This is a genomic window from Geodermatophilus chilensis (genome assembly GCF_002802985.1).
In the GTDB taxonomy this organism is placed as follows: domain Bacteria; phylum Actinomycetota; class Actinomycetes; order Mycobacteriales; family Geodermatophilaceae; genus Geodermatophilus; species Geodermatophilus chilensis.
The window spans coordinates 19,758-34,811 of the sequence record NZ_NVPT01000035.1 but is presented as its reverse complement, the minus strand read 5'-3'; the positions used below and the strand labels follow the sequence as shown (position 1 = coordinate 34,811).

The 15,054-nt window shown below is 77.2% G+C and carries 15 protein-coding genes and 2 pseudogenes; 8 read left to right on the top strand and 9 right to left on the bottom strand.

Annotated features, from left to right (window positions below):
• Nucleotides 1–123: 123 nt before the first annotated feature.
• The 5 genes from CNO22_RS08190 to CNO22_RS08175 all read left to right on the top strand — a co-directional run bounded on the left by CNO22_RS08190 (nt 124) and on the right by CNO22_RS08175 (nt 2,904).
• A complete protein-coding gene (locus CNO22_RS08190; RefSeq protein WP_456298003.1) occupies nt 124–363 on the top strand; it encodes a WhiB family transcriptional regulator in 240 nt (79 codons plus the stop codon).
• A gap of 190 nt (nt 364–553) precedes the next feature.
• A complete protein-coding gene (locus CNO22_RS27560) occupies nt 554–727 on the top strand; it encodes a hypothetical protein (RefSeq protein WP_157936860.1) in 174 nt (57 codons plus the stop codon).
• Complete coding sequence (locus tag CNO22_RS08185) at nt 724–969, top strand: hypothetical protein (RefSeq protein WP_100498892.1); 246 nt, start codon at nt 724–726, stop codon at nt 967–969. The genes CNO22_RS27560 and CNO22_RS08185 overlap by 4 nt, the downstream gene beginning before the upstream one ends.
• A 120-nt stretch (nt 970–1,089) precedes the next feature.
• Complete coding sequence (locus CNO22_RS08180) at nt 1,090–2,367, top strand: S8 family peptidase (RefSeq protein ID WP_157936859.1); 1,278 nt, start codon at nt 1,090–1,092, stop codon at nt 2,365–2,367.
• A 66-nt stretch (nt 2,368–2,433) separates the two neighbouring features.
• Entirely contained in the window at nt 2,434–2,904 is a 471-nt protein-coding gene (locus CNO22_RS08175; RefSeq protein WP_100498890.1) for a hypothetical protein, read from the top strand.
• On the opposite strand, the gene CNO22_RS08170 is transcribed toward CNO22_RS08175, so the two are convergent.
• From CNO22_RS08170 to CNO22_RS08145, 6 genes are all read right to left on the bottom strand, one after another.
• Complete coding sequence (locus tag CNO22_RS08170; RefSeq protein ID WP_100498889.1) at nt 2,873–5,641, bottom strand: CHAT domain-containing protein; 2,769 nt, start codon at nt 5,639–5,641, stop codon at nt 2,873–2,875. The two genes, CNO22_RS08175 and CNO22_RS08170, sit on opposite strands and share 32 nt — an antisense overlap.
• Nucleotides 5,641–6,105, bottom strand: coding sequence for a hypothetical protein (locus CNO22_RS08165; protein WP_100498888.1), 465 nt, complete (start codon nt 6,103–6,105; stop codon nt 5,641–5,643). The genes CNO22_RS08170 and CNO22_RS08165 overlap by 1 nt, the downstream gene beginning before the upstream one ends.
• Nucleotides 6,074–6,706, bottom strand: coding sequence for an RNA polymerase sigma factor (locus tag CNO22_RS08160; protein WP_100498887.1), 633 nt, complete (start codon nt 6,704–6,706; stop codon nt 6,074–6,076). The genes CNO22_RS08165 and CNO22_RS08160 overlap by 32 nt, the downstream gene beginning before the upstream one ends.
• A gap of 156 nt (nt 6,707–6,862) precedes the next feature.
• Nucleotides 6,863–7,714 carry a phospholipase effector Tle1 domain-containing protein gene (locus tag CNO22_RS29645; RefSeq protein ID WP_100498886.1) on the bottom strand — a complete coding sequence of 284 codons (852 nt, stop codon included), beginning with the start codon at nt 7,712–7,714 and terminating at the stop codon, nt 6,863–6,865.
• A 9-nt stretch (nt 7,715–7,723) separates the two neighbouring features.
• Nucleotides 7,724–8,107: a hypothetical protein gene (locus tag CNO22_RS27555; RefSeq protein WP_157936858.1), complete on the bottom strand. Its 384-nt coding sequence runs from the start codon at nt 8,105–8,107 to the stop codon at nt 7,724–7,726.
• Between the two features lie 133 nt (nt 8,108–8,240).
• The gene (locus CNO22_RS08145; RefSeq protein ID WP_157936857.1) at nt 8,241–8,396 is read right to left on the bottom strand and encodes a BTAD domain-containing putative transcriptional regulator; all 156 of its coding nucleotides are present in this window, start codon (nt 8,394–8,396) and stop codon (nt 8,241–8,243) included.
• A gap of 1,289 nt (nt 8,397–9,685) precedes the next feature.
• On the opposite strand from CNO22_RS08145, the gene CNO22_RS08140 reads away from it, so the two are divergent.
• Together CNO22_RS08140 and CNO22_RS27550 are read left to right on the top strand one after the other, a co-directional pair.
• Nucleotides 9,686–11,311, top strand: a complete 1,626-nt coding sequence (locus CNO22_RS08140) for an HNH endonuclease signature motif containing protein (RefSeq protein ID WP_157936856.1) — start codon at nt 9,686–9,688, stop codon at nt 11,309–11,311.
• Between the two features lie 225 nt (nt 11,312–11,536).
• Nucleotides 11,537–11,878, top strand: a complete 342-nt coding sequence (locus CNO22_RS27550; protein WP_157936855.1) for a hypothetical protein — start codon at nt 11,537–11,539, stop codon at nt 11,876–11,878.
• Nucleotides 11,879–12,234: 356 nt separating this feature from the next.
• Here the strand turns inward: CNO22_RS27550 and CNO22_RS08135 are convergent.
• A pseudogene (locus CNO22_RS08135) lies at nt 12,235–12,654 on the bottom strand (AEC family transporter); the annotation flags it as partial.
• Nucleotides 12,655–12,697: 43 nt separating this feature from the next.
• Here CNO22_RS08135 and CNO22_RS08130 point away from each other — a divergent pair.
• The gene (locus tag CNO22_RS08130) at nt 12,698–13,087 is read left to right on the top strand and encodes a universal stress protein (RefSeq protein WP_100498884.1); all 390 of its coding nucleotides are present in this window, start codon (nt 12,698–12,700) and stop codon (nt 13,085–13,087) included.
• A 39-nt stretch (nt 13,088–13,126) separates the two neighbouring features.
• Here the strand turns inward: CNO22_RS08130 and CNO22_RS29940 are convergent.
• Both CNO22_RS29940 and CNO22_RS08115 read right to left on the bottom strand, forming a co-directional pair.
• A pseudogene (locus tag CNO22_RS29940) lies at nt 13,127–13,654 on the bottom strand (UGSC family (seleno)protein).
• Complete coding sequence (locus tag CNO22_RS08115; RefSeq protein ID WP_100498881.1) at nt 13,651–15,045, bottom strand: thioredoxin family protein; 1,395 nt, start codon at nt 15,043–15,045, stop codon at nt 13,651–13,653. The pseudogene CNO22_RS29940 and the gene CNO22_RS08115 overlap by 4 nt, the downstream one beginning before the upstream one ends.
• Nucleotides 15,046–15,054 lie beyond the last annotated feature (9 nt).

The window sequence follows — 15,054 nt, the reverse complement described above, 5'->3', positions numbered from 1 at the left end:
GTCCGTCACGTTACGGAACGCCGGTCCCCGGATGCACTGGCAGAAATCAGCTGAAAGCGGCCACGGGTTCTGGCGGCATCTGCCGCTGCCCCCGCCGCCTCGCCGTGGACGGACCTGTCCCCGGTGGGCGACGTGTCCTGGCGGCTCGAGGCGCTGTGCGCCGAGACCGACCCGGAGGCGTTCTTCCCGGAGAAGGGCGGCTCGACCCGCGACGCCAAGCGCGTGTGCAGCGGCTGCACGGTGCGGGCCGAGTGCCTGGAGTTCGCGCTGGCCAGCGACGAGCGCTTCGGCATCTGGGGCGGCCTCTCCGAGCGCGAGCGGCGCCGGCTGCGCCTCCAGCAGCGCACCCACCTCAGCGCCTGACCCGAGCCGCCTCCCGACGGGCGCCGCACCGCGGCGCCGACACCTCGGCGATCCGGCACGGGCCGGGTATCTGCCGGGCGGGCCGCGCCTCAGAGGGGGTACCGGCCGACGCGCCTCCGGGCGAGGCGGGGCCGGTGGACAGCCGGCTGACGGGCGCGCCCGCCGGCCGGGGCCCGAGAGGAGGCGCACGGTGCCCGACCGACCGTTCCTGCCGCCGCGGCCGCCGGCCGGGCTCGACCACGAGGAGCAGCGGACCCACCTCGGCGTCCGCCCCGCCGCCCACCGGGAGCACGCGGCCCCCGCGGCCCGGTGGGCCGCGCTGACGGGCGGCGCCCCGGCCGACACCCGCCGGGTGCACCGGTGACCGGCGCCGGACCGGGCCCGGGACGGACCGCGCTGCACCCGGTGCCCACGTCCCCGCCGGTCGTCCCCGGCACCCTCGCCGACCAGCTCGGCGCCGACTTCGTCTCCGCCTGCGCCGAGCTCGCCCGGGCACGGCTGCGCCGGCGCCACCGGGACAGCCGCGAGAACCGGGCGGCCGTCGAGGGGTGCGCCGCCCGGGTCGACGTCGTCCTGGACCTGTTCCTGGAGACGTGCGGGCGCTGAGCGGGACGGCCGCCGGCCCCCCGGCCGGATCCCTGGAACCGCCGCCGCCGGAGCGGTAGGTATCACGGCGCCCCGTGCGCGCTCCGGATGGGCACGGGAGCGGCGACCAGGGAGGACGAGATGACCTCGAGCACAGGGATCCGGCGGGGCGAGCGGTACGACCGCGAGCAGATCGTGGTCGACCTCGAGCACCGGCAGGTCGTCGTGGACCTGCTGGCCGAGAGCGGGTTCACCGACGTGACCGAGACCGACCAGCCGCTGCCCGCGCTCGGTCTGACCCTCCTCACCGTCCCCGGGCTGGCGTCCCCCGGCGTCCGGGACCTGCCCGGCCTCCGACGGCTGCGGGCACGGCTGGGGGACGACGCGTCGGACCTCGACGCGCTGCTGCTGCACCTGCGCGAGCAGGCCCGGGAGCGCTACGCCGGGTGGACACCGGTCATCGGCAAGAACCGCGACCTGGAGTCGATCGGCGGCCTGCCGCACATCGGGGGCGGCGAGGGCGCGCCCGTGCCCGTGGACGCGCTCACCCTGGAGCCCCGGCCCGACGGCTCCCTCGCGCCGTTCACGGTCGGCGTGCTGGACAGCGCGATGGTCCCCAATCCGGCCCTCAACGGCAGGTATGTCACCGGCCACTTCCTGCGGGGGCAGGCCCCCTTCCGGCCGTTCCAGGGCCACGCGACCTTCGTCGCCGGCCGGGTCCTGCAGCGGGCGCCCGGCGCCGTGGTCGACGTCCGCCGGGTCCTCCGGGACGACAGCGGGCGCGCCTCCTCCTGGGACGTGGCGGCGGGCATGGCCTCCTTCCTCGGCTCGGGCGTGCAGGTGCTCAACATGTCCTTCGGCGGTCTCACCCGGGACGGGGACGCCCCCCTGGTCCTGGAGCGGGCCGTGAACGTGCTCGCCGGCGAGATGGTGCTGGTCGCCGCGGCGGGCAACCACGGGAACACGCCGGAGGACGCCGACCCCGCCGACGCGCCCGACGACCTCGCGACCGTGCCCGTGCGTCCCGACTCGCCCATGTGGCCGGCGGCCCTGCCGAACGTCGTGGCCGTCGGGGCCGAGGACGCCGACGGTCGCCCCGCCGGCTTCAACCCGCCCGGCGTGCCGTGGATCGACCTGTTCGCACCGGGGGTCGACGTCGAGAGCACCTTCCTGACCGGCGACGTCGACGTCCGCGACGTCCAGCTCGCCGACGGCCAGGTGGTCCTCGGAGACCCCCGGCGGGTCGGGTTCCCCAGCGGCTGCGCCCGCTGGCACGGCACCTCCTTCGCCGCCGCCGACGTCACCGGGGAGATCGCCCGGGTCGCCCAGCACGAGGGCGTGTCGGCGCGGGCGGCCCTCCAGCTCATCCGCTCCCGCCGTCCCGAGGACGGCCACGACGTCCACCCACCGCGACGGTGAGGTGCGGGACGCGGGCGGCCTCGACCGGGGACGCCGGGGCGAGCGGAGGACGAGGAGCTGAGGGACGTGCCCGGACGACGGAGGATCGACGACACGGAACTGGCGCGCGAGCTCGCCGAGGCAGTGCGGGAGGCGCGGGCGGTCCCGACCCGGTTCGCCGTGGCGGCGCGGGCGGCCTACGGCTGGCGCACGCTGGACGCCGAGCTGGCGACCCTCACCCACGACTCCCCCGCCGTCCCGGGGGCCCGCCGGGCGGGCCGGGAGGACGTCGCCGCCCTCCGGGACCTGACCTTCGTCGCCCGCGACCTCACCGTCGAGGTGGAGCTCGGCGCGCAGCGCCTGCTCGGGCAGGTGGTGCCACCCGGACCGGGACGGGCGGAACTGCAGACCCTGGCCGGGGACCGGGTCCCCGTGCCGATCGACCCCCTGGGGTGCTTCTCCTTCCGGCCCGCCCCCCGGGGGTGCTTCCGCCTGCACCTGCGCACCGCCGCGGGCGCCCGGGTGGTCACCGTCTGGGTCCGGGTCGGGCCGGCGTGAGCGCGGGGGCCGTCCCCACCGCCGGGCCCGCCGCGGGCCCGCCGTCCGCCACCGGGGTCAGGGGCGCGTCGGCGCCGACGCAGACGAAGCCGGCCGCGGCCGCGACGACGGCGGGCTCGGTTGCCGACGTGCGGGCCTGCGCCTCCGCCAGCGCCGCGGCGACCGACCGGCCGGCCGCCAGGAGCTCGTGGAAGGCGGTCATCAGCGGCGCGGTCTCCGCGTCGGGCACCGGGATCACCGAGGCGACCACCTGCCGCGTGCCCAGGGACAGGAAGGCGGCGGTGAGTCCCAGCAGCTCGTCGCCGGCGCAGACGACGGAGCGCCCGCTGTTGCAGGCGGAGAGCACCACCGTCCCCGGCCCCTGTCCCAGGCGCTCCAGGTCGTAGACGGTCAGTGGGCCGTCCGCGAGCCCGATCGAGGAGAACAGCGGGTTGTGCGGGTGGACCCGCCCGTGCGCGGCCAGGTGGGCCAGCCGCGCGCCGTGCAGCGACCGCGCGACGGCGCCGGCGGTGGCCGCGGGCCCGACCAGGGCCGGGGACCCGTGCAGCCGGGCGACCGTCTCGGCCTCCGCCCGGGCCCCGGGGAGGCCGGGGCCGGCCGCGACGACCGTGGCCGTCCCCGTACCGGTCCGCCGGTGGGCCTCCAGCCACAGCGCGGCCGACGGCGCCACCGTGACCGGGCGCTGCCGGCAGGAGGGCAGGACCTGCCACGGGAGCGACTGGAGCGGCCCGGTGGGGACCACGACGAGGGGCCGGTCGGCCAGGACCGCCCCCAGTGGCCCGAGGATCCGGGCGTCCAGCTGCTCGGCGGTGTGCCGGAGCAGGGACAGGGCCGCGGCGCAGCTCGGCCCGTCCCCGCGCTGCCGGGCCAGCCGGTGCAGCGCGAAGGGCACGCGGTCGAGCAGCTCCTCCACCTCGCCGAGCCCGCCCAGGTCGTGCACGCGGGTGCGCCCGTCCACCTGGCTGACCGCGTGCAACGCCGACCGCCGCGTGAAGAACTCGACGAGCGCCGCGTCCCCCAGCGCCGACGGGAGGGACCCCAGGGCCGGGGCGCTGCGCGCCGGGCCGGCCGGGCCCCCGCCCAGCCGGCGGCAGTGGTCCCGGATCGCCCGCTCCAGCTCGAGCTGCCGGCGCAGCAGGTGCGCGGGCACGGGGCCGGCCCCGCGGGCCTGGTCGATCTCGCCGGCGGTCAGCCGCAGCTCCCCGAGGGCCTGGGCGAGCGCCGGGTCGTCGGGCGGCCGGACCGACGGCAGCAGCAGGTGACTGGCGCGGCGCTCCTCCTCCCACGCGAGGACGACGTCGGGCCGGCCGTCCTCGAGGGCCATGGTCAGGCCCAGCTCCGCCAGGTCCGTGCGGTGGGCGGCGGCACGGGCGCGCAGGTCGGTCGCTCCGAGCGCCGCGCGGTACTCGTCGAGCACGGTGAGCCCGGTCCGGACGGCGACGCGGGCGCCGCGCCGGTCACCGTCGGCGTGGCGCAGCAGCGCCTGGGCGTACCAGGCCCGCGCGCGCAGCAGGGCCGGGCCCCGGCGGCGTCGACGTCCGGCCAGCTCCAGCTGCCGGCGGGCCTCGCCGTGCTGCCGACGCTCGAGAGCCCCCCGCCCCGCCATCAGGCGGGCGTCGAGGGACGCGGCCGGCCAGCCCGCCGCCGACAGCTCGTCCGCGAGTGCGACCAGCTGCCGGACGCCGGTGCGGGACGTCCCGTCGGCCGAGGTCACCCGCACGAACCGGGCCAGCACCGCCCACTCCGGGCGCTGCTGGCGGGTGAACTCCCGGACGGCGCGGCGCGCCTGCTCCGCGGCCAGCTCGGGATGCCCGTCGCGGGACGCGGCCTGGGCCAGCAGCAGGCGCACCTCCGGCAGCAGCAGCCCCCGACGGTCGCCGGCGAACAGCTCGACGGCCTGCCGCGCGGCCTCGCGCGCCTCGGACACGAGGGAGGCGGTCAGCAGCAGCTGGCTGCGGTCGGTCAGGAGCTCCCCCAGCCCGGCGCCCGTGCTGCGGAACCGGCGCTCGGCCTCGTCCAGGTGGGCCAGGGCCGCGGGGACGTCGCCCTGGAGGGAGCGCACCCAGCCCAGGTTCTGGTGCACGAACCCGAGGGAGAGCTCGAGGCCGAGGGCCCGGCACAGGCGCTCGGCCTCCCGCAGGTCGGCCTCGGCCGCGGCGAACGCGTGCCGGTACCCGTGCAGGACGCCGCGGTTGAACAGGACGCGCTGCAGCCACAGCCGGTCGCCGGCCCGGCGCAGTCCGGGGACGGCCCGCTGGTAGCAGCCCAGCGCCTCGTCGAGCCGTCCGAGCTGGTGCAGCACGGCGCCGCGCTGGGCGGTCGCACGGGCCCGCTGGTGCCCGGGGACGGCGGAGGTGAGGACGTCGTCGAGCTCCCGCAGCGCCTGGTCCGGCCGGCCCCGGACGCTGACCGCGAAGGCGTACCTGATCCGGGCCTCGGCGACGAGGCCGGCCGCTCCCGCCCGTCGGCCGGAGGCGATCGCCGCCCGCAGGTGCCGCATCGCGGCGTCGAGGTCCTCCTGGTGCAGGGCCGCGATGCCGAGGGCCCGTTCGGCGACCGACACGGCGTGCAGGTCGCGTGCGGAGCGGGCCGCCCGCACCGCCTCGGCCGCCACGGCCACGGCCCGGCCCGGATCGGCCTCGGCCAGCCGCAGCGCCTCCTCCGCCTGGTGCAGGCTCGCCGATCCCACCTCCTCGTGGACGCCCGTGCCGGTCGGGAGGCCGGTCCGGGTCGCCACTACAGCCGGATCCACCCGGTGGTGACCGCGGCGTCGTCCGTCCGGCACACCAACCGGACCGGTCCGCCCTCCGGCCGCGGCAGCCGGAAGCACCCCAGCGCGTCGGCCGCCGTCTCCGCCAGGACCTCCCGCGTGCCCGACAGGGTCACCCGGCCGGGCTGCGGCGGGACGAGCTGGCCCATGACGTCGGCACCCACCTCGATCTCCACGGACAGCGCGGCGCCCTGGAAGGTCAGCGCGCGCGGGCCGTCCGAGGGGACGTCGCGGACCCCGGCCGGGCCCGCCGCGAGCGCCGAGTCGTGCGCGAGGACGAGCAGCTCGAGCTCCTCGTCCACCGTCCTCCAGGCGAACGCCGCCCGGGCCGCCACCCGCATGCTCTCGGGTACGGCCCGTGCCGCGTCCTGGGCCTCCGCCAGCTCGGCGAGCAGCGGGTCATCGCCGTTGTGGCGTGGGTTGGCGCTCATCCCGGTCCCCTCCCGTGTGGGCTGCCGGAGACTCTCCCGCGAGCAGGGCCCGCACGGCAGGGGTGTCCCGCAGCCGCTCGAGGCACCGGGCCCGGGTCGGGCCGATGCTGCCGACCGGCATGCCCGTGAGGGCGGAGATCTCGCGGTAGCTCCGCGGCGGGTCCTCCGTCAGGAGCAGCAGCAGACGGCGGTCCGCCGGGCGCAGCTGCGCCAGGCCGTCCCGCAGTGACTGCTGCCGCTCCGCCCGGAGCAGGTCGGCCTCGACGACGTCGTCGTCGACCGCGCCGCCGAGGGCGCGGTCCGTCTGCGGGTCGACGGGCTGCTCCCGGCGGCCGGCCTTGGTCAGGCGGCTGCACTCGTGCTGGGCCGTCGTCAGGATCCACCGGGGCAGGGCGCGCGGCTCGCGGAGCTGGTCGAGGTGTTCCACCAGGCGCAGCCACACCGTCTGGTTGACGTCCTCGGCGTCGCTCCGGGAGAGCCGGTAGGCGCGCGTCACCGAGTACACGAGCGGCAGGTACCGGTCGACGATGGCGTTCCAGGCCCCCTGGTCGCCGTGCGACGCGGCCGCGACCAGCCGGGCGACGTCGTCGTCTCCGAGCATGCGTGCCACCTCCTGCCATCGAGGGGCGCAGAGCGTCCCGCAGAGGGGGTTGACGGTCCACCCCGGACAGAGGACGGGCAGGGGCCTGAAGATACCGGGAGAGCCGGTCCATGTGAGGCGCGCGCTCGCCGCCGTCTGCGTACCCGACGGTTGCGCTCAGGACGGCGGGCCGGCCGTCGGGACCGCGGACGGTGCGCCCGCCCGACGGCCGGACGGGCGCACCGGCGCCGGTGGCGGCCGGTCCAGGGGGACCTGCGTCGTCCGCGGAGCGGTGCGCCGGTGGGTCCCGAGCCGCCTCGGTGCGTGGGCCGTGCCGGCGTCGCGGTGGCGCACGACCGCGGTGTCCGCGACGGACTCGGTGGCCGGGTGCGCTGCCCCGATGGGCCGGGAGTGCGGCCGGCGGAGCCGGAAGAGGCCCCTGCGGGAGCGGTGCAGCCGGCCACGGGGGTCCGGGTCGACCGGGGAGGTCCGGCCGTCGCACCCGTCGCACCCGTCGCACCCGTCGTACCCGTCGGGTCCGCCCCGCCCCGGCCGGGCGGAGGCGTCGTCCCGGAACGCCAGGCCGGCCCGTTGCGCCGGCTGACCCATCCACAGCAGCGCGGTGTCGGCGGGCCGGGAGTCGGGGTGGCCGCCGCCGACGTCGCAGTGCACGCCGCTGGACCACACCTGCTCGACCTCCTGGCGCCCGGCGTCCGGGTGGAGCTGCCAGACGGCCGGGGCGAAGGAGGTGTGCTGCTCGTCGATCGCCAGCGCCTGGGAGGCGGCGTCGACACTGCGGCTCAGCTGGGTGTCGTGGAGCCCCGCGCCGAACGCCCCGCCGCGCAGGCGCTCCCCGGCCCTGGCCACCGGACCCGGCTGGTAGCAGACCCGCTGCTCGACGCCGGCGGCGTCCACGTCCGCGATGCCGAGCGCGACCTTGGTGACGTCGGTCGGGCACGGCCGGTCGTCGCGCCGCTGGTCGGCGGTGTTCCAGGTGCCGTCACAGCACAGCACGAGCCGCTTGGGCACGGCCCCTCCTCACCGGGTCCGGAGCCCGGTCGGGCCCCGGCGCTCCGCGGGATCCGGGCGGCCCGAGCGGTCCGAGTGGTCCGGGCGGGCTGGGGCGGCCGGCGCGGCCGGGGCCGGCTGGGCGCGGCGTTCCCGCACGTCGGTCGGCACGCGGACGCCGGCGAGGGTCACGGTCTCCGGCACGGCACACGTCTCCAACACGGTGAACTGCACCACCAGCTCCCCGGTCCCCCGGCCCTCGACCGCCCGGTAGCCGAGGCCGATCGAGGCGATGTTCGGGTCGTCCAGGTAGCGCCGGCCCTCGGTCCGGAGGAAGCGGCGCAGTCCGCTGAGCAGCTCCCCGTAGGCGACCTCGCGGCACGGGCGCGCGGGGTCGGGCGGCTGCGTGGTCATCGACGACCTCCTGCGGCTCTCAGGTGCCGGGCGGGCGGGTCCGGCCACCCCCCTCGTCACCGTGGCCGGGCCCGACCCCACACCGGACAGAGTCGGCGCCGGCCCGCCTGATACACCGCCGTCGGGAGTTTCCTCAGGACGCCACCCGCCGTCCTTCGCCGAGGTGCGCCACCGGCCGGGTCAACCGGTCGGTCGGCTCGAGCCCCAGCTCGCCGCGCAGCATCGTGCGCAACTGCCGGTAGGTGCCGACGGCGGCGGCCACGTCGCCCTCGGCCAGGTGGACCCGCACGAGCAGGCGGTACGCGCTCTCCCGCAGCAGCTCGCCCGCACGGCGGAGCGGGCCGCCTCCACCGCCTCGCCCGCGAGGGTCTCCAGCGCGTACAGCCGCAGCGGCCGCAGCCGTTCCCTCTCAATGAGCAACCAGTTGTCGCGCCAGCCGGGCAGCAGGTCGCCCCGCAGCTCCGCGGATGGCAGGACCATGTCGTCCAGGGCGGGTGCCGGGGTCCGGGCCGCCCACGCGGAGAGGTCACCCACGTCGACGCGCACGCCCGGGGCGGGCGCGAGCGCGCCTCCGGCGGTGTCGAACAGTCCCGGTGCCATCCGGTGCAGCCGCCACAGCGCCGACCGCCGGCTCGTCTGCGCCTGCTGCTCGCGGGCGTCGCTCCACAGCTGCCCGGCGACCGCCACCCGGCCGGTGAGACAGACGTGGGCGACGAGCCGCTGCACGGCGTGGGGGACGGCGTGAACGTCCGTCCGCCTCATGGCGCCCCTGGTGCCGCCCAACGCCCCGCCCCGGCAGGCCGGTGGCCTCGCCTCACTCCCGTGAACCGCAACGCGTTCCCGCGGAAACGCCCCTCAGGTCAGCGGGCGGTCCCTCGGCCGTCTCCCTGCGCTCACCGGCAGCACGTTCCCGCGGAAACGCCCTCGCGTCACCGGTCCCCCAGCTGTGTCCCTGCGCCCGACCGCACCGCGTTCCCGCGGGAACGCCGGTCCACCTCACGGCACCACCAGCACCGCACACCACCTCGCCCCATCGGCAGCCCGGTGCCCTCGCCTCGCACCCGTTGACCGCGCCGCGTTCCCGCGGGAACGCCCCTCAGGTCACCGGTCCCCCGGCCGTCTCCCTGCGCTCGCCGACAGCACGTTCCCGCGGGAACGCCGGCCCACCCCACGGCACCCCCCACCGCCGCACACCACCTGGCCCCTGGGCAGGCCCATGCCCTCGCCTCGCACCCGTTGACCGCGCCGCGTTCCCGCGGGAACGCCCCTCGCGGCACCGGTCCCCCGGCCGTCTCCGTGCGCGCGCCGACAGCACGTTCCCGCGGGAACGCCCTTGCGTCACCGGTCTTCCAGTCGTGTCCCCTCCGCCTGAGCAGGCCGCGTTCCCGCCGGGGCACGCCCCCCGCCACCGGTCCCCGGCCGTCTTGCTCCACTCGTCTGCACCGCGTTCCCGCGGGAACGTCGGCCACCTCACGGTTCGGCCAACCCGCCCGCCGACACCGATCCTGGCGGGACAGCTCCCACCCCATGCCCCACACGACCTGCGGTTCTGTCACCACCCAGCTCTACGGTCCGAACATGGGTTCGAGTGGAGATCTCGCGTCCGGGTTGACCGTGGCGCAGCTGGCACGGGAGATCACGGCCGGGGCGGTGCGGCTGGCCGCCGCGACGGCGGCGTGGCTCTGCCTGGTCGCGGAGTTCGACCGGCGGCAGGGCTGGGGTGAATACGGCATCTGCTCGTGCGCGCACTGGCTGGCCTGGCAGTGCGGCATGGGTCCCGGCACGGCGCGGGAGCACGTGCGGGTCGCCCGCGCCCTGCCCCGGCTACCACTCATCGGCGAGGCGTTCGCCACCGGGCGACTGTCCTACTCCAAGGTGCGCGCGCTGACGCGGGTGGCCGAGCCCGGGACCGAGGCGGCGCTGCTCGACTTCGCGCTCGAGGCCACCGCCTCGCAGACCGAGCGGGTGGTGCGGCAGTGGCGACGCGCCGACGCGGTGGACGACGGCACGGTCGCCGAACGGCGGCGGTTCGACACGTGGACCGACGAGGCCGGCATGCTCGTCCTCCAGGTTCGGGTGCCCGCCGAGGAGGGCGCGGACCTGCTGGCCTCCGTCGACTCGCTGGCCGAGCGGGCAGCTCGCCGCGACCGCGCAGCGCGCAAGCGGTCGGCAGGCGCCGCCGGGAGGGCCCCGACCGAGGACACGGACGACTGCTCGGCAGAGGAGCCGTCCGGGGTGACCGCCGCCCGCCGGTGCGCCGCGCTCCGCCAGCTCGCCCGTGCGGCGGTGCGCACTGATCGTCGGACGGGTGACCCGCCGCGCCGGGAGGTCGTCGTGCACGTCGACGCCGCGCTGCTGGACGACGACACCGCCGCCGGTCGCGCCTACCTCGAGGGCGGACCGGCCCTGCACCCTGCTCAGGTGCGGCGCATGCTCTGCGAGGCCACCGTGGTCACCATGCTCGAGCGGGACCGGGAGCCGCTCGCCGTCGGCCGGAGGAGACGCCGGGCCACCGCCGCTCAGCGGCTGGCGCTGCTGCGCCGCGACGGCGGCTGCGCCCGCCCCGGCTGCCCCGAGACCCGCATCGAGCGGCTGCACGCCCACCACATGCGGCACTGGCGGCACGGCGGCCGGACCGACCTGGCCAACCTGGTGCTGCTCTGCGATGCCGACCACGGCGTGGTCCACGACCTGGAGCTCGTCATGACCCATCGCGACGGCCGACTCGTCGTCACCGCCCCGGACGGCCGCCGGGTGTGGGGGCCGTCCGACGCCGCCTTCACCACCGGCCTCCCGGACCCCGCCGGCAGAGCCGAGCCGGACACCGCCGATGCCTTCGTCGGCGTCCACCCCATCGATCAGCACGCTGCCCGCCGCCCCGACACCCCGCGGGGGTCGGCCGGGCCGCCGGCTCCGGCGGCCGGCCGCCGCCCGGTGGATCGTCGGCCCCAGAGGTCCACCGGGCCGGTCGGGCCGGGACGTCGCTCCGGGATCGCGCGTCGTGTGCGGTCGGCTCCCGTGACACCCGCTGCGCCGGCCACGGTCGGTGGCATCCTCGGTCTCGACGGGAGCCCCGCGCTGCCGGACGCGATGCACGTCAACGGCGAGCGCATGGACGTCGGATACGTCGTCAGCGTCCTCATGGGGCATCGGGACTTCGTCCGCCACCTCGAGGTCGAGGCCGGCCTGGCGTCGGCCGGGTGAAGCAGGACCGGCCGGATGAGCGGGGCAGCACGGCGCGGTGTCCATCGGTCACGTCCAGCGGCGGCGACGTCGAGCGCGTAGCGTGGCCGTCGCGAGCACGCTCGGTGTTCGCTCCATCGACCACCGCCCGACGGCAGCGCGACACGCGCCCGGGCCCGTGGCGCCGACCGGCGCCCACCACCGCGGAGCGACCTCCGGTCCCCGCCCTCGAGTCTGGACACCTGCATGAGCGCACCCGCTCTCACCTTCCTCGCGCCCCCGTCCACGGGGTACGACCCCGACGAGACCGCCGCGGACGTGGCGGACCCCACCGTTCCGATCCACTCGGCAGGCCCCCCGCCGCGCGACCGGCAGCAGGCCTCCGCGCTGCGGATGACCCGCGGCGCCCGGGAGGCCGCGACCGGCATGGGGATCACCGACGCCGACGTGCAGCGCTGCCTCGACGCGCCCGACGACGTCTCGCCGCGCCCCGACCAGCCCACGCGGACCCTGTTCCGCCGCGGCACGCTGGTGGTGCTCGCCGGCAACGACGGGATGGTCCTGCGGGTCAGCCGCCGCAAGCGCTGACCCGCGGCCCCGCGCCGTCGACCCTCACGGAGGGTGTCGCCGCGTAGCGTGGACCCCCGGAACGAGGAGGCCCCATCCCCACACACCATGGACGCTGCGCCGAAGCCCATCTGGGCTGCCCCTGCCGGGGCGACGAGAAGATCCACGAGGAACGGTCCCGCGAGATCACCGAGGCCCGCAGCCGATCGGGGGAGCCCGTCGACTGCCCGGAGTGCGGTTCGCCGACCACGCCGCTGGCCATCGTCACGTGGGGCAACTGCCGGGCCTGCCGCACGGCGCAGTCCCGACTGGTCGACCCGCTGCGCTGGTGACCGCGCGGGCTCAGCCCGCAGCAGTGCGATGCCGACGAGCACCGGGACCGACAGCACGGTGCTGAGCAGGACGACGTCCCGGGCGAGCAGCGTGCCCCGGTCGTGGGTGGCGGCGTAGACGAAGACGTTCTGCGCGGTCGGCAGCGCGGAGGTCACCGTGACCGCCAGCAGCGCCACCCCGTCGAGGCCGGCGACCCAGCGGCCGAGCGCGTAGGCCAGCGCGGGCTGCCCCAGCGTCTTGAGCGCCACCGCCAGCCACACCGGCCCCTTGCCCTCCCCGGCCGCCGGCCGCGGCGCGCCGTGCAGGCTCATCCCGTAGGCGAGCAGCGCCGCGGGCACGGCCAGCCCTGCGGTGAGCTCCACCGGCTGCAGCACCAGCGCCGGCAGCCGCACCCCGGTCGCGGCGACCAGCACGCCCAGCGCGCACCCGAGGACGACCGGCGTGGTCAGCGGCGCGACGAGCACCCGCGCCCGACACCGCCGACGCCCACACCACCAAGGAGCTCGTGTGACCGTCCTCGTCGCCTACGTCCCGACGCCCGAGGGGGACGCCGCCTTCGCCGCGGCGGTCGAGGAGGCCGCCCGCCGCGGCACCCGGCTGGTCCTGCTCAACACCCCGCGGGAGGGCGCCCCGGTCAGCGCGGCCATGGCCGGCGAGGACGTCGTCCGGGACCTCGTGGCCCGGGCGTCGGCCGCCGGCGTCGACGTCGAGGTGCACCAGGAGCCGCACACCGGGGACGTCGCCGACGAGGTGGTGCGCACCGCCGGGGCGGTCGACGCCGCGGTGATCGTCATCGGCCTGCGCCGGCGCTCGCCGGTGGGCAAGCTGCTCATGGGCAGCACCGCGCAGCGGATCCTGCTCGACGCCGACCGCCCGGTGCTCGCCGTCAAGCCCTGACCGGCCGGGGACCGTCGGTCGGACGCCGGGAGCCCGGTGTCAGGCCGACAAGGCCGGCGCGGTCAGCGCCGCCAGCATCGCCGGGTAGGCCTCCTCGGCGACCGCACGCAGCTCGGCGTCCGTGCGGTCCTGCACCGGGTGCGGCACCAGCACGTGGGGCGCCGGGAAGCCCAGCGCCGCGCCCTGCACCCGGGCGGCGTCGGCGAAGGCGGCACTGGCGAGAAAGACCCCCACCACGCCCCGGCGCTCCAGGTCGGCGATGTCGTGCACACTGCACGACGTGCACGAGCCCTAGTCGGCCAGCGCCTCGATCACCACCTCGCACTGCTCGGTGATCTCGTGCCGCAGGTCCACCGGGGCGATCCGCGCGAACGTGGGCTTCCGGTAGCGGCGCACCGTCACGCCGTCCTCGCGCAGCAGCTCCTCCAGCCGGTCCAGGACGACGTCGCCACGCGCCTTGCTGATGTCGAGCAGGCCCACCGTGCGGCCCCGCAGCGACGCCGGGCGCGGCAGCAGCGCCCGGGCCGGCGCCCGGCGCTCACCCGTGGGATCGAGGACCGTCCTCACGCCCGTACCTCCCGTGTCACCGGAGCACTCCCGGTCTCGCCGGCGACCCAGCCACCGACGACCGCACTGAACAACCCGGCGTCGCCGCCGGCATGGATCACCAGCAGGCCACCGGGCCGGAACTTCGGCAACTCGTCGGCGGCGGTCCCGGGCGGCAGGCCCTCGGCCATGCCGCCGGCCCCCCGCACCAGCTCGCCGGCCGGCATCCGCAGCAGCCCGTCGAGCTCGGCCAGCAGTCGGGCGCGGTCCCAGCTCGCCTCCCGGAAGACCCGGCCGTGCTCCGGGGAGACGACGAGCATCGCGTCGAAGGCCATCGGCAGCTTCGGGTGCGCGTTGACGCGCAGGCAGACCGCGAAGCTGCGGGCGAGCGACTCCGGATCCCGGCTGAGCTGGTCGACCACCGGCTGCACCCCGGACCCGGCGAAGACGGTCACCGCGTCCCCGGGCACCCCACGGTCGGCCGCCAGCGGGGCGAACGGGCTGTCCTGCTCCCGCTCGGCGAAGCAGAAGGTGTACTTCCCCGGGTTCCCGAGGGTGGCCCGGTCCACCTCGCCGGGACGGCCGCCACCGACGTTGCGCACGACCAGTTGCAGCGCCCGGCCGATCGTGGCGTTGGCGCGGTTGCCCTGCCCGAGGACGTTGACCCCGCTGTTCATCCCGGTCCGTCCGGCGACCGGCCCGTTGACGACCACGACCGGGCCGGCGAAGTAGGTGGTCGCCAGCAGCCCGTGCAGCGCGAACTCCTCCGCGGACGCCGCCTCCAGCGCCGCCAGGACGACCGGCAGGTGCTCGGGCAGGCAGCCGGCCATCACCGCGTTGACCGCGACCTTCTCGACGGTGCACGGCACGAGGTCCGGCGGGACGACCGCGACCACCTCGCCGGGGTCCCGGGTCGTGCCGCGCAGCATGCGCAGCACCCGCTCCGGGGTCGGCGGGACGACGGGCAGCCCGTCGGTCCAGCCACGGTCGAACAGCGCCTCGTGCTCGTCCTCCAGGTCGGCCAGCTCCACCCGGCGGCTGGCCAGCCCGTCCCCGTACCGCGCCTCGAGCGCGTCGACCTGCGACGGGTCGACCGACAGGGACCCGCAGCCCGGCCGGTGCTCCGGCAGCCCCTCCCCCAGGCCGGCCACGCCGGTCAGGAGCTCCCACTGCTCGCGGCTCCAGCCGACCGCCCGGGCCGTCTCCGCGCCGTCCGCCACCCGCAGCAGGGTCGGGACCGTCTCGATCCCGAGGCGGTAGGAGAACTCGAGGTCGGTGTCGTCGTGGTCGAACCAGGTGGGGTCGTCCTGGCACCACACCGCGGCACCGAGCCCGCGCAGCACCGGTTCGACCAGGACGCAGGTCGGGCAGTCCCGCTTGACGACGGCGACCAGTCCGTCGGGCAGCTGCACGCCGCGACC